General features: G+C 39.7%; 14 protein-coding genes, 1 tRNA gene and 2 pseudogenes. 11 read left to right on the top strand and 6 right to left on the bottom strand.

Translation table 11 applies throughout. From position 1 onward, the window contains the following. Positions 1 to 324 precede the first annotated feature (324 nt). Positions 325 to 1,395 (bottom strand): YdaU family protein, encoded by a 1,071-nt coding sequence (locus ACFIM8_RS02705; protein WP_375609335.1) that lies wholly within the window; start codon positions 1,393 to 1,395, stop codon positions 325 to 327. A 413-nt stretch (positions 1,396 to 1,808) separates the two neighbouring features. On the opposite strand from ACFIM8_RS02705, the gene ACFIM8_RS02700 reads away from it, so the two are divergent. The 6 genes from ACFIM8_RS02700 to ACFIM8_RS02675 all read left to right on the top strand — a co-directional run bounded on the left by ACFIM8_RS02700 (position 1,809) and on the right by ACFIM8_RS02675 (position 5,706). Beyond that, complete coding sequence (locus ACFIM8_RS02700; RefSeq protein ID WP_375607060.1) at positions 1,809 to 2,126, top strand: XRE family transcriptional regulator; 318 nt, start codon at positions 1,809 to 1,811, stop codon at positions 2,124 to 2,126. A gap of 312 nt (positions 2,127 to 2,438) precedes the next feature. After that, the gene (locus tag ACFIM8_RS02695) at positions 2,439 to 2,828 is read left to right on the top strand and encodes a hypothetical protein (RefSeq protein WP_375607059.1); all 390 of its coding nucleotides are present in this window, start codon (positions 2,439 to 2,441) and stop codon (positions 2,826 to 2,828) included. Between the two features lie 2 nt (positions 2,829 to 2,830). Further along, positions 2,831 to 3,019: a hypothetical protein gene (locus ACFIM8_RS02690; RefSeq protein WP_375607058.1), complete on the top strand. Its 189-nt coding sequence runs from the start codon at positions 2,831 to 2,833 to the stop codon at positions 3,017 to 3,019. 749 nt (positions 3,020 to 3,768) lie between these two features. Continuing rightward, positions 3,769 to 4,539, top strand: coding sequence for a lambda exonuclease family protein (locus ACFIM8_RS02685; protein WP_375614453.1), 771 nt, complete (start codon positions 3,769 to 3,771; stop codon positions 4,537 to 4,539). 436 nt (positions 4,540 to 4,975) lie between these two features. Beyond that, entirely contained in the window at positions 4,976 to 5,248 is a 273-nt protein-coding gene (locus tag ACFIM8_RS02680; protein ID WP_375614452.1) for a hypothetical protein, read from the top strand. Positions 5,249 to 5,400: 152 nt separating this feature from the next. Continuing rightward, complete coding sequence (locus ACFIM8_RS02675; RefSeq protein WP_375614451.1) at positions 5,401 to 5,706, top strand: hypothetical protein; 306 nt, start codon at positions 5,401 to 5,403, stop codon at positions 5,704 to 5,706. Positions 5,707 to 6,018: 312 nt separating this feature from the next. On the opposite strand, the pseudogene ACFIM8_RS02670 reads toward ACFIM8_RS02675, so the two are convergent. The 4 genes and pseudogenes from ACFIM8_RS02670 to ACFIM8_RS02655 form a co-directional block, all read right to left on the bottom strand. After that, positions 6,019 to 6,258 (bottom strand): annotated as a pseudogene (locus ACFIM8_RS02670) (DnaJ domain-containing protein); the annotation flags it as partial. A 423-nt stretch (positions 6,259 to 6,681) separates the two neighbouring features. Further along, complete coding sequence (locus ACFIM8_RS02665) at positions 6,682 to 6,987, bottom strand: hypothetical protein (protein WP_375607055.1); 306 nt, start codon at positions 6,985 to 6,987, stop codon at positions 6,682 to 6,684. Between the two features lie 229 nt (positions 6,988 to 7,216). Beyond that, a complete protein-coding gene (locus ACFIM8_RS02660) occupies positions 7,217 to 7,750 on the bottom strand; it encodes a hypothetical protein (RefSeq protein WP_375614450.1) in 534 nt (177 codons plus the stop codon). Positions 7,751 to 7,844: 94 nt separating this feature from the next. Next, positions 7,845 to 8,582, bottom strand: coding sequence for a hypothetical protein (locus tag ACFIM8_RS02655; protein ID WP_375614449.1), 738 nt, complete (start codon positions 8,580 to 8,582; stop codon positions 7,845 to 7,847). A 520-nt stretch (positions 8,583 to 9,102) separates the two neighbouring features. Between ACFIM8_RS02655 and ACFIM8_RS02650 the strand changes: the two genes are divergently transcribed. Together ACFIM8_RS02650 and ACFIM8_RS02645 are read left to right on the top strand one after the other, a co-directional pair. Beyond that, positions 9,103 to 9,246, top strand: a complete 144-nt coding sequence (locus tag ACFIM8_RS02650) for a hypothetical protein (RefSeq protein WP_375607052.1) — start codon at positions 9,103 to 9,105, stop codon at positions 9,244 to 9,246. A gap of 257 nt (positions 9,247 to 9,503) precedes the next feature. Then, complete coding sequence (locus tag ACFIM8_RS02645; RefSeq protein ID WP_375614448.1) at positions 9,504 to 9,704, top strand: hypothetical protein; 201 nt, start codon at positions 9,504 to 9,506, stop codon at positions 9,702 to 9,704. A 684-nt stretch (positions 9,705 to 10,388) separates the two neighbouring features. Here ACFIM8_RS02645 and ACFIM8_RS02640 read toward each other — a convergent pair. After that, positions 10,389 to 10,463 (bottom strand) — tRNA-Thr (locus tag ACFIM8_RS02640). A gap of 172 nt (positions 10,464 to 10,635) precedes the next feature. Here ACFIM8_RS02640 and ACFIM8_RS02635 point away from each other — a divergent pair. The 3 genes and pseudogenes from ACFIM8_RS02635 to ACFIM8_RS02625 form a co-directional block, all read left to right on the top strand. Beyond that, positions 10,636 to 10,788 carry a hypothetical protein gene (locus ACFIM8_RS02635; RefSeq protein WP_375607050.1) on the top strand — a complete coding sequence of 51 codons (153 nt, stop codon included), beginning with the start codon at positions 10,636 to 10,638 and terminating at the stop codon, positions 10,786 to 10,788. 159 nt (positions 10,789 to 10,947) lie between these two features. After that, positions 10,948 to 12,243: a UDP-N-acetylglucosamine 1-carboxyvinyltransferase gene (gene murA / locus ACFIM8_RS02630; protein WP_375607049.1), complete on the top strand. Its 1,296-nt coding sequence runs from the start codon at positions 10,948 to 10,950 to the stop codon at positions 12,241 to 12,243. Positions 12,244 to 12,462: 219 nt separating this feature from the next. Continuing rightward, positions 12,463 to 12,811: pseudogene (locus ACFIM8_RS02625) on the top strand (UDP-N-acetylglucosamine 1-carboxyvinyltransferase); the annotation flags it as partial. Positions 12,812 to 13,217 lie beyond the last annotated feature (406 nt).

Genomic DNA, 13,217 nt, shown 5'->3' with positions numbered 1-13,217 from the left:
AGAAAAGGAGGAAAGCGGAAAGGAGGAAGGGGGTGAAAGAAGGGTGGGGTGGATATGTCTGTGAGAGGGTGGTGCATTTTGGAGTCCTGTTTTGGGATACCTTGTTGGGGCATGTGTTGGGATGCCTGTGTGGGGCTTTTGCATGGGGAAAACGCTTTTGTGATGAGAGAAAAATGGTCGATGTTGACGCGTTTTACGGTGTGAAGAGCTTATCCAAGTGTTGTTTTGCCGCCCTTTGTTTTGTGTTATTTTGTCCGATGCTATTGTGGTTTTGAAACGTTTTTATTCCTGCGCGTGCTTGAAAAATACGTTGTTTTTGTGATGTCAAAAATTGTCGCTATAGTTGATCAAACTGCGGTAAAGCGTGTCGTTGTTCTCAGAGGTAAAAGATGAGGAGCTTCCCTGTTTTTGCTGTTCTTGCCGTTCGATCTCACGGCGAAACCAGTTGCGCCATGTGGCTTGCCAGTCTACTTTGAGAGCTTCTTTGCCGCTCTTGGCTTTCCAATAGTCGCGAAATTTTTTGGCTTGCCAAAGAGCTTGGCTTTCACTCAAGCCTTCTGAAACTGCCGCCTTGATGTCTGCTTGCCAATGCTCAGGAAGACGGTACCCTTTGGCAACTGAGGCTGTGGTTTTTTTGTTGGAAGAAGGAGGAATGGAGGAAGGAAGATTGCTGAGGGGAAGAGTGGTGGCGGATTTTGTCTTTTCCCCCGTGACAATTTGCGCGATAGGGGCGGGAGTGAACTCCGCTTGGGGAGCGTTTAAAGGGGAGGCGTTTTTTTGCTCCGCTTCTTCTTGTGGAGGAGAAGGGAGAGGTGAATCAAGAGCCGATAAGGGTGATGGATGATCGCTTTGTTCAAAACTCTCTTCGCAGGAAAAACAAGGTTCTGTCTCATCAAACAAAATTTTCTTTTCTAAAACACCGTAAGGTGTTTCCTTTTCTTCTGCCTTTTGAGCTTTTGAGCTTTGTGCAACATCTTTTGTACTTTCGTTAAGCAGTTGTTGCATCTCTACATTGATTTTCTTGCGTTTTTTTGCCGAAGAACGACCCGCAAAGGATTTTTGTTCAAGCAATTTTTCACGCTCTTGAAAAACATTTTCGCAACGCTTATTCCATAATCCATTGGCTAAATTTAAAATCTTACCCTCTTGGATGAGCATCTCTAAAACATTAACAAAAGTTCGCTTGTCACAACCACAAAGACGCGCTAAACGTTCTTTCGATATTTCTAAAGGTCGGCCACGGGCATACATTTCATTGAGAAGAATCGTATAGATTCCAATTTCGTGTGCGCGCATCCCACGTACACCTCCTAGAAAGTCATTTTGATACCAACAAACATATGGAAGCCTAGACGATTCATAATGAGGAGTTTCTTGTTGATTAGCGTGTTTCATACTGCAATCTACTTTCTTCTTTTTTATACATTTTTATTGATGATAAAAGCTCAAATAAGGATTTAACTTGTGTTGCTTTTGGCTCTGTTCGATGATGACGAGAAGCTTCTTTATGATGCTTATAAATGATTGGCTGTGCTTGAAGCGCATGCAAACTTACGATTTAAGATTGCGGTGATGGAAAAAATAAAGAATACCACACATTCTCAACGTACTTTCTTTTGGGCAGAAGTTTTGGAGGTGGTCTTTTATATCCGGTAGGGTGGTTAAAGTGTTTTTATGAGCTAAAAATAGAAAATTCCCCCTAAAAAGTAAAATTTGTTTCCTTAATTTTATCCTTTTTAGAGGATAATGCAAGCCCGTTTTATAAAAAGGACGTGTTTTTTTAAAAAGACGCGCTATATGGTGAAATTATGAATATCGATGGTTGGCGTCAAAGATTAAAGACCGCTTTGGAAAAAAGTGGGCGGTCAAAAAGATCTATCTCTCTCTCTGCCGGTAAAGGCGCGGGGTACCTTCATTCTATTCTTTCTGAAGGAAAAGAACCAACAATCGAATCTCTCTCGCGAATTTGTCACGAAATTAATATCAGTATGAATTATATTCTTTACGGGAAAGGGGCTAGCCCTGAAGATAAAGAATTTATAGAGCTTATTTCGAAACTCTCTCCGCAAGAGAGACAGGCGATTTTGACTCTTTTGCGGCGGCCAATTGACGAAGCTTCAAAATAACTTCTTTCTGTGCTTTTGTGTCAAGGCGACTCCAGTATTTTATTAATATTATGTCACTCATTTTATCTCTCCTGTGTGTTTATAATTGCAATTTTGTAAGAACAAATAGAGAACAACAAAGGGGCATGAGAGGAACAAAGAATAATAGATTTTTCTTTACATATGTCATTTGAACCCCGTAGATATTTAAAATATATCTTTTATGAAGGATAAAATGATTGACATCTCTCCTATAGAGGATATAAGACTAACGCTATATTTAGTCTTGTCAAGACAAGGCTATGCTTTATCAACTATCTAAAGGGGGAAATCATGAAAAATATTTCATTCGTTAAAGAGGATGAAATCATTGTCGTTTTATGCGAAGAGGAAAATCCTTGTACTTATGAAGGACCAATCGACGAAATCGAAGAGGTGCTCGAACTGATTGAAGAATATGAAACTGTTTATAGAGTTTTACGACTCGATCTGACAACTTCTTATGCTGAAGATGTTACGGAACAAATCGCTGATTTTTATGTCGAAAATCATGAAATAAATGAAGAAAATACACAATTGCAGCCCTTCATTTTGAATAGTGAAGCGTATCATGCTTTTTTAAATGAAAGAGCGGCGTGCGATTATGAAGATAATCTCTATGGCTCTTATGAAAAACAGCATCGTTTACGCCCATGTGATGTCTTGACAGATTATTGGTGGTAAACATGACAAGTTATCTCAAGACTTCTTATCGAGGGATTCCACTTTATTATGCTGGAAATATGCGAAATTTAATCAGACTCGAACCACAAAAACACGACGCTCTTCTTTTTATCTCACAAGAAGCGGCGCTGTCTATGGCAAAAAAATTGGCGGAAGAATATCTCCGCTATGATTTTTCCGTCGTGCAATAGCAGGGTTGAAAAAAGAAGCCGCAATGATGGGCCAAAGTGCTTTTTCATTGCGGTGACAATGGTGCGCGTTATGCTTTCGTCTAGGGAGGCCGCTGCTTGGGAGGGACTTAGCTGATATGGAAAAGGAGGGGATGAGAAACTTGTGGGGAGAACGAATGGGGGGGAGCTTGAAGCGTATGCAAGGCATATGCTGGAGGGGAGATATGAGGTGTGGAAAAGGGGGGCAGCCGTATAGCGTTGAGGAGATGTCAATCTTTAAAAAAAGCTTTGTGTAGGGGAAAGAGTAGAGTGTTGAGGGAGGGGGGAAAGCAGAGAGCTTTGAGCGCAGGGAGTGCAAAGAGCTTGGACATGAATGTGAAAGCATGCTGGGAAATGGGGGAAGGTGTTTGAGGGGGAAGAAGAGGAAGGCGCTATGGGGGCGCGGTTCTGACCGTTTTTGTGTTGAGCCTTAGGGAGATAATGACGGGCAAGGTTTTTTTTATCGGGGAGAAAATATCACGCGTTATGCTTTCGTCTAGGGAGGCCGCCGCTTGGGAGGGATTTAGCTGATATGGAAAAGGAGGGGATGAGAAACTTGTGGGGAGGAGGGATGTTGGGGGGGGCGTTTCCAACAGCTTTTGTGATTTCAGTAGCACAATATTTAAGGATGCTGTCATTCTTAGTGGGGAATGCATCTTAAAAGATATGAATGTTTCAAAGAGAATATGTTGCAAAAAAAAAGCACTTTAAAGATTAAGGAGAGAAATACCATGCCAATCATTATCGATTGTATTCAAGGAACAGAGGAATGGCAGCAAGTGCGTAATGGTTTGATTACGGCTTCGTTGTTTGAGATGGTGATGGCACGAACAAAACAAGGGCAAAAAACGTCACGCTATCAGAGTGTGATGATGAAATTGGCGGGAGAAAGAATTACCGGAAAAACCGTTGATGAAGGGGCAACACTTTCTATGCGACGTGGGACTGAATTAGAACCAAGCGCGCGACAGCTTTATGGGAAACTGACACATACAGAACCTAAATGTATTGGCTTTGTTTTGGCTGATGATCGCGGACAAGGATTTTCTCCCGATGCTTTTGTGGGAAAAAATGGATTGTTGGAAATTAAAACAAAAAAACCTGAAATTTTAATTCCTCATTTCATGCAAAAGGGCTTTCCAGCAGAACATAAAGCACAATGTCAAGGAGGGTTATGGATTTCTCAACGCGAATGGGTGGATTTAATGCTCTATTGGCCAAATATGCCACCTTTGATTAAACGGGCTTATCGTGATGAAGCCTATATTTGCAAGCTTGAAAATGAAATTAGCCGTTTTAATGAGGCGTTGGAGAAGATGGTACAGCAAATTAAATCGGTTGAGACAGGTTTTCATATAAGAACAGAAATTGCTTTGAAGGAGGGAGAAAGCGGGGAGCTTGGAGCGCATGCAAGGCGTATGCTGGAGGGCAAAGCAAGAATGAGACGCAAGAGGGGAAGAAAGGGATCTTGTGTAGCGTTGAGGAGAGGCAAAGTTCTATAAAAAAGAAATTCAGAGGGAAAAGAGCAAAGCATATGTTGGAAGAGGGTGCCAAACAAGGGGGCGCAGGGAAGCAGGGAGCACAAAGAGCTTGGCTATGAATGTGAAAGCATGTTGGGATAATGGGGGGTAAAAGCGGGGAGCTTGGAGCGCATGCAAGGCGTATGCTGGAGAGGAAAACGAGAATGGGAGTAAGGCCAAGTGTTTAGAGATATGGTGACATGATTTTGGGTGCTTTTGTGGTGAGTGCTGGGGGAGCGGCAATGATGGGCAAGTGTGTTTTTTATTGCTGTGACAATTGTATACGTTATGCTTTCGTTCTTGAGGGGAAGCTTAGGGGCGCCGCTTGGGGAGAAGAGCTTTGCAGGAATTTTCTTAGCTGACATGGGAAAGGGGGGCATGAAGAAAAGAACCTATAAAAGAGCCTATATATGAGAAATTGCGGGCGCTTGTGTGTGGGGGGGGAGTTGCCGGCTGGTTCATTGGGGGGGGAAAAACAATGGAGGGGGCAGGGCATCATCCAGTGGCTTGGAGTGACACGGAAAGCATGCTGGATAACAAAATGAGGCTTAGGGGGAAGAGAAGCAGCAGTACAGACAAGGAGGTTCCAACCTATAAAAAGGCACGTTCAAGGGGGAAAAGACAATGGAGGGGGCAGGTCGTTATCCAGTGGCTTGGAGTGACACGGAAAGCATGCTGGATAACAAAATGAGGCTTAGGGGGAAGAGAAGCAGCAGTACAGACAGGTTCCAACTTATAAAAAGGCACGCTCAAGGGGGAAAAGAGCCGGTTTTTATGTTTTTGCGGCACGCAAGTAGGGAGCTTGGAATGATACGTAAAGCATGCTGAAAAATGGAAAGATGTTTGGCGGGGGAGGTCGTTAAAGCTTGTTTAGACGTATTGGAACAGGGGGGAGCTTCTGGGAGCTTTTGTGGTGAGTGTTGGGGGAGTACAATGACGGGCAAGTGTTTTTTTATTGCAGAGACAATGGTGCGCGTTATGCTTTCGTTCTTGAGGGGAAGCTTAGGGGCGCCGCTTGGGGAGAAGAGCTTTGCGGGAATTTTCTTAGCCGATATGGGAAAGGATGTTAGGGGCATGAGAAAAAGTCTGTGTGGAATCAAGCGGGCTTGTTGGGGGAAAGGTTGGGGGGCGGGTTGTGGAAGAAAATAGAGGGGTGGAGGAAACGGGAGAATAAGAAAAGAACGAATAGAGACATTATAATCTTTATGTTTTTCTACACTACCTTGTTATAGAAGATCAAGGATAATGATGCCTTGTGAATTCGCTGCGGGTTGCTTTTAAAGCTCTTCAAAAGCACTTTGACTATTAAAGTTGAAATCCAAACACTGTTATCATTGTTATGAAAAAACAAATAGCAATAAATATTGTTGTTAAAAAAGTCATAATTCTGTATTGTGTTTTCCATAACCATATAATTATTTCAATTGCTGTAGGTTTTTCGTATTCATTACTTTCAGAAGCCTTGTCATTATCTTTAAAAGTTTCATGATAGAACTGATTGTAAGCTGCTCTCTTTTGAGGATCTTTAAGAACTTCATAGGCTTCACAAATTTTTCTGAATTTTTGTTCTGCTTCGGTACTAGAATTATGATCAGGGTGGTATTGCAGAGCTAATTTACGAAAAGAAGATTTTATCTGTTTATCATTGCATTCGTAGCTTACACCAAGAATTCCATAATAATCGTCTTCATTTACTATCATTAAATACAGCCACTTTGTGTATTGCTCTTCTTTTATAAGATCGTTTAATTGATCCCCTTTGAATGTATCGACATGTGTTGTTTTTTGTGTTGAGAATATGTGCAAAAACATGTTTAATGAAAATGGCTATAGTGATTATACTGTATCTAAATGAGAGGAGATACAGTTCAAAACGCTTAAAAATGCAGGGTGTTTTTAATATTTTAGAAATATTTTTTTACAAAAATAGATTAAAAGAGAGACGATAAATCAAATGTAAAAGGGACGGCAATAATAGCCAAGGTTGTCATTATTGTAAATAAACAGGCAGGAACCTTAAATCTAAAACGCCAAAGTAAACTTATGGGAACAGACATTATCGTTGTTATTACGAATGCTACGATAAACCATTGCATGAATAATTTCATTATATTGATTTCATTATTAAGACGATTTTGTTTTAGTTCTTCCTCTCAAAACACAATCGATAATAGAAAAGCCATGATAAACAGGAAATTCTCCACCTGGACAAGCGCTAACAGAAAATTGTTCAAGCTCTAACCATTCTCTTTCGCGTTCTTTTTCCAATAGCTTCTTTTTTATTTTCTGTCTTATATATTCTTTTGAAATACAATTGATCGGAGAAGTACTTCCAACAAAAAGATCATCTGTTGTACATCCACTCGTTGTATGATGCGTAAATAAAATAGCGCTTATTACGATAGCGAAGAAAATAAAGTGTTTAAACATAAGGTATTTATTGTCGTTTGTTTCTGATGAGCTTTTATAAGTCATTTCTGTTGAATAAATCAATATGTGTTATTTTATGTTGGTAAAATACAACAAATTGTATGATAACGTTACTGTACTTTGGCACTCTGTATCTAAAGATGGCGATAGATAGTTCAAAGTGCTTGAAAATAAAAGATATCCTTTGAGAAGCACTTTTCATCAAGTTATGGAATGAATAGATCAAAGTTTATGGTAATTTTGTATACTCTATGATAACTTTGTATAAGATCTCAATTTCATGATCAAGTTTCTCAAGTTCTTTCTTGTTTTTAACTATACGCTCTTGATATGTCTCTATGTGTTTCATAAGGTTTGAGAGATGTGTATGCTCATGAGAGTGTTTTGCTTCATTCACATGTCGCATTGCATCTATTTCTAATTCTATAAGGGTGCACAGAGTATTAAATACATGATGTCGTTTTTTGATTATATTCTGCCATTTTTTTATTATATTGACATGTTTTTCATAGAGCGGTTGCGATAACTGCCGCTTGTTTTCCAAAAAAAATGTTTTTTCTATCCAGAGAATTTGGTAGAATTTTTCTTCCCACCAGCGACTTCCATTAACAAGGAAAATGCGGAAAAATCTCTCTCTTTCTGTAATCTCTTTTGAAGAGAATACTTCATTCGAATGAGTATATCCCTTTGAAGAATAAAAAAGATGCGTTGTTAAAAGAGCGATAATTAAGACGCTTCTCAATAAAGACTGTTTAATTAACATTGTTTTTTATACCCTCTTTGTGCCTGATTATAGTCATTGTGAGGGGGGCTTAATGGTTCTTTAGAAGTATTTTGAAAGGCGTTTTATGATCCGTTTAAAGATTTTTTAAATACTGCTTCCATTTTTCAAAAGTGCTATATCTTACAGGTGGTTTTACATTTTCTTTGGGCATCATTTTAAGGTATACCTCTCTAGCCATAACGCACATTGTTGCTGTGTTTCTAAAACGAGTGAGTTCATTGCCTATGATGAGCTGCTCTGTCTGAAGAGTTTGTTCTTTTCGATTAATGCCATTGGGAGAATCCAAAAATTTTTCTGCGTACGCAAACATTGGATCATCAAAGTTTGTTTCAAATTTTGCTTTGAGGAAAATATTTTCTATATAATCCCAATCTTTCCTGTATTTCATCCCGTTAGCTTTAAAATCCTTCAGTCTTGTTGGTAAGTCGTTAAATGTAAGTGTGGGCATCGTTTTATCATCTTGCCATAAATCAAAAAAGCGTCCACAAAAAACAAGCAATATGTGATAATGTCTTAAAATATTGAATTCTGGAGGATTATTGGGCAATATTATTAAATATTTCCAAAATTGACTTTTGTCATGGGGTATACTTACAGTTTTTTCCATATACGCTTTTAAATATTCTACCTCTTTTTTTGCTTTTTCTAATTTCTGAGAATATTCTAAATGAGTGTAATTTTCATGGACATATTTTTGGTAAACCTTATCGTATTCAGCAAGGTCGCTTACTTGAGTACAACCCAATAATATGAATACAGAAAAAAACGTTATAAATATTATGACGTACGTTCTGAATAATAATTTCATCATTTTAACTTTTAATGATTATCATGAATATTTAATTGATTTCTGTTAAATAAATCAATGTGTGTTATTTTTGTGTTGAAAATATACGTAAAAACGTATTTAATAAAAATGGTTATAATGATCATAATGTGTATAAGTAAAGGTGTGGTACTGGCTAAAACCCCGCATATGTGGGGTTTTAGCTTATTGGAGGAGGTATGACAGCAGAAAGTATAAGGGGATCTGTAGCCAAAATGGTTGTCCTAAGGTGGGGAGAGTAGGCAATATCCAAAATACTCCAAATGAAATATACTTGTTGTTGTACATTCACGCACTTGTTTTAATAAAGATATCTCGCTCTAAGCTCATTTCACACCCATTTCATGCCTGGCGTTCGTAAATTTCATACTGGCACCTGTGAATAATATCGTGAGGGGTATAACGATAAAGCCCCGTAGATTATAAAGTCCGTAGATTGTACCCCCCAGAGATTATAAACATTGCGCACCCTATCTTTACTTTATGAAAAAGTAAGTTGGTACTATTGGGGGCCGTTGCCAAAATTGCGGCATGGGCTGTAGCTCTTGAGACGATTCATAATCTCGTTTACTGGGAGGCTTTTTACGAAGAGATATGCTTTTCTTGGAAAGTTTCTCGCTATACGGATCTTTCTGCTTGTGAAGTGTAAGCGAAGAGGGGTGATTAATTTCAATAGAACAGAGGGAGAGAGCTTTTCGCTTTTGGGGCTCTTATGCAAGAGGAATAACGCTATCCGTATCAATCAAAGTATTCGTATAAAAAAGATGCGTGTTGAAAGAGGGAGGCTTAGAGCACGTGGAAAACCATAGTGTATAAAATTGGTAATGAGGGATCTTCTTTGAAAAGGCGGGCTCTCAATTTTCTGCCATATGGGATGTCTAGTATATAGGATGTCTAGTATATGGGATGTCTAGTATATGGGATGTTTACCATATGGGATGTTTGGCATATGCGAGCGTGGGGTGGCTTAGTGAAAGCTTTATTGAGGGGGATTTTATCACTGTTTGTTTTTTGCTTTTGGTAAGGGGTGGGGAGAATGGGAAAGGAATTGAGTTGAGAGGAGGTTCTGGAAATGGCTCTGTTAGATCTGTTGTAAATGACGAATAAGATCGATGAAGCTTATTCTAATTTCTAGAGGGAATGCTTGTGTTGCTTGAGATGGATAGAGAGGCTAGAAAGATAAGATTATTCGTTTTGGGTCGGATAAAGGTATCAATGGGATATGTTCAAACAATGAGTTTATAATAATTCATTATTGAGATTCAATTTGACTTTCAATGAGAGCCTGAAATAGTGTGAGATGTTCTTAGTTCTCTTATTCAAACGCTCTTATATTGAATCAAGTAAAATCGTTTGTTTGCATATTACAAACAGGGTGAGCTTGTGGGGAAAAATATTCAAGAAATAAAATATTGAAAAAATAAAAATGCTTATATCGTCTCAAGTGCCAAGAGCTGTTGCAATAGTGAGGCTTGGCAAAGAGAAGGAGTAAAGGGGGGCAATCTTACAGAAATGAAAGAGAGGAAGATGCAAGGAAAGAGGGAGGGGCAAGGAAAGAGGGGAAACCAATAGGAGAGGGACTATTCTTTGGGGGGCGGTCAATTTCAAAAGCCGTTCGTAAAGTATTTTAGAGATTAAGCGTGTTATTGAGGCCATTGATTTTGAAGCTATTGAAACGCATAGTTTAAAGGATGGAGGATTTGATGAAGCTGATGGAGGTTGGGGGAAAAGATTTAGGCTTATAGGGAAGACTTATAAGGGCAAAAAGAGAGAGGCAAAAGAAGAATAAAATGGTGCTGCGAGAGAGGATTGAACTCTCGACCTCTCCCTTACCAAGGGAGTGCTCTACCACTGAGCTACCGCAGCCCTTTTCAATCTTTGCGCTGTCTTGTGCCATATTGTCAGAAAATAGGCAAGAGAACATTTGTATATTCTTGCAAGAAAACGTATCTTATGTCATGACATATGCTTCTTATATGCTTAAATATCTAAATGAGTTGCTTGGATAGAAGCTCAACACTGTTTAAAAGGTTGCGCAATGACACAAATGCATCAAAAACAAAAACAAAATGAAATTAATCATCAAGATGAAAAAGCAAAACGACGTCAAGAAAGATTGGCACAACAATTGCGTCAAAACCTGAAACGTCGAAAAGAGCAAAGCCGAAAAAGAGCACAACCAGAGCTCTAAAATGCAAAAAAATGTTTTTTAGTAAATTTTTGCAACCAAACTTCTCAATAATTTGTTCTCATAGTTAGAATGCGTTCTAAAACGATTAATAAAGCATAACTTCCCGAAGGGGGACAATCCTTTGGAAGGGCAGGCACAAAGGAAAAGAGGGAAAACACGATGGATTCTATTCAAATTGTTGGGGGAGAAAAACTTAAAGGAACAATTCCTATTTCTGGGGCAAAAAATGCTGCATTGCCTCTTATGATTGCGGCGCTTTTGACAGAAGAAACGCTCACTTTAGAAAATATTCCGCATCTGGCCGATGTTGAATTGCTTATTCGTATTCTCAATAATCATGGTGTTGGATATGCCGTTGATGGACAAGAGTTTAACGATGAATGCGTGAATTCAAGAACAATTCATTTTACGGCGCAAAAAATAGCTACAACACGGGCACCATACGAACTGGTGAAAAAAATGCGTGCAAGCTTTTGGGTTATTGGACCTCTGCTTGCACGATGCGCAGAGGCTTATGTTTCGCTTCCTGGAGGATGTGCTATCGGGACAAGACCTGTCGATTTTATCCTTGAGGGACTTAAAACTTTAGGCGCACAGATTACTATCGAAAATGGATATGTTCATGCAAAAGCGCCAAGGGGGTTAAAAGGTGCTTGCTATCGTTTCCCTAAAGTCACTGTTGGTGGAACCCATGTGCTGCTGATGGCGGCGACAATGGCAAAGGGAACAACCACTCTTGAGAATGCGGCTTGTGAACCAGAAGTGACAAACCTTATTCGAACCCTGAATACTATGGGGGCTCAAATAACCGGTGAAGGAACAACAACGCTTACAATTGAAGGGGTTAAAAAACTCAACGGTGCTAGAGTACGCGTTATTGCTGATCGAATCGAAGCGGGAACATATGCAATGGCTGTTGCTATGACGGGAGGAGATGTCTTTCTTAAAAATGCAAATCCTAATCATCTCACAAAAGTGCTTAAGGTGCTGCAAAAAACAGGACTCGAGATTCAAATAGAACCTCAAGGAATTCATATTAAGCGAAATCCAAAGAACACCAAAATTATGCCCGTTGATATTAAAACAGGACCTTATCCTGCTTTTCCAACCGATCTCCAAGCGCAATTCATGGCGCTCATGACACGGGCTGAAGGAATCGCGCATATTACAGAGACAGTTTTCGAAAATCGTTTTATGCATGTTCAAGAACTCAATCGCTTAGGAGCACAGATAAAGCTTGATGGGCAGACGGCAACCGTTTATGGAACAGAGAATTTGCAAGGGGCTCCCGTTATGGCGACGGATTTGCGTGCTTCTGTTTCTCTTGTGATTGCAGCATTGGCGGCAAAGGGAGAAACAAACGTCAATCGTGTCTATCATCTTGATCGTGGATTTGAGAGATTAGAAGAAAAATTAGCTCGTTGTGGCGCAAAAATCCAACGCATCACAGTGTAAAGCTTTCAAAGATATGCTCCAAAGAATGGCTTTGGGAGGGGGCGATATATTTTTAGGTGTGCTTTTTGGAGGCTTGATCTCAAGAATCAAGGGTTGTTAATCCTCTCAATAAACGTGGGTTTTATCTCATGGTTTTTACGAGCGAGCATAAGAGTTTGAGAGGCGGGTGGGGTTCATAAAACAAACAAATAGAGACTTGTATCATTGTTTTCAGTGTCGTTTACGGCGCTTATGACACGGGTTGAGGGAACCGCGCGGATTACAGAGACGATTTTTGAAAATCGTTTTATGCATGTTCAAGAATTCAATCGTTTGAGGGCGCAAATAAAGCTTGATGGGCGAGAGGGCAACCGTCTCGTGGAACAGAGCATTTGCAAGCGGCTCCTGTCATGGCGACGGATTTGCGCGCTTGTTGTTTCTCTTGTGATTGCAGCCCTCTTATCTTGTTCCATTGGCGGCAAAGGGAGAAATAACCGTCAATCGTGTCTATCATCTTGATCGTGGATTTGAGAGATTAGAAGAAAAATTAGCTCGTTGTGGCGCAAAAATTCAACGCATCACAGTGTAAAGCTTTCAAAGATATGCTCCAAAGAATGGCTTTGGGAGGGGGCGATATATTTTTAGGTGTGCTTTTTGGAGGCTTGATCTCAAGAATCAAGGGTTGTTAATCCTCTCAATAAACGTGGGTTTTATCTCATGGTTTTTACGAGCGAGCATAAGAGTTTGAGAGGCGGGTGGGGTTCATAAAACAAACACTGTTTTTAAATTTTATTGCCAATTTCCTGAAATTACTTTATACCTTAAAGGGTGACTTTGGTCGTCTACGCAGCGATCAGTAGGGTCTGAAAGCCCTAAAGTTCGATCATAAAATGAACCTACTCTTGTAGGTATCCCGGAATTCCGGGAGTTTTTGCCATGTCCAGGTGCTCTCTAGCACTAAAAGCAAAAAAAGCTGATTCGAACTCAGTACTTTC

Source organism: Bartonella sp. AC535YNZD (assembly GCF_042196625.1).
Taxonomy (GTDB): domain Bacteria; phylum Pseudomonadota; class Alphaproteobacteria; order Rhizobiales; family Rhizobiaceae; genus Bartonella.
Note: the sequence above shows the minus strand (reverse complement) of the source record. Positions and strands in the feature narration are given on the sequence as shown.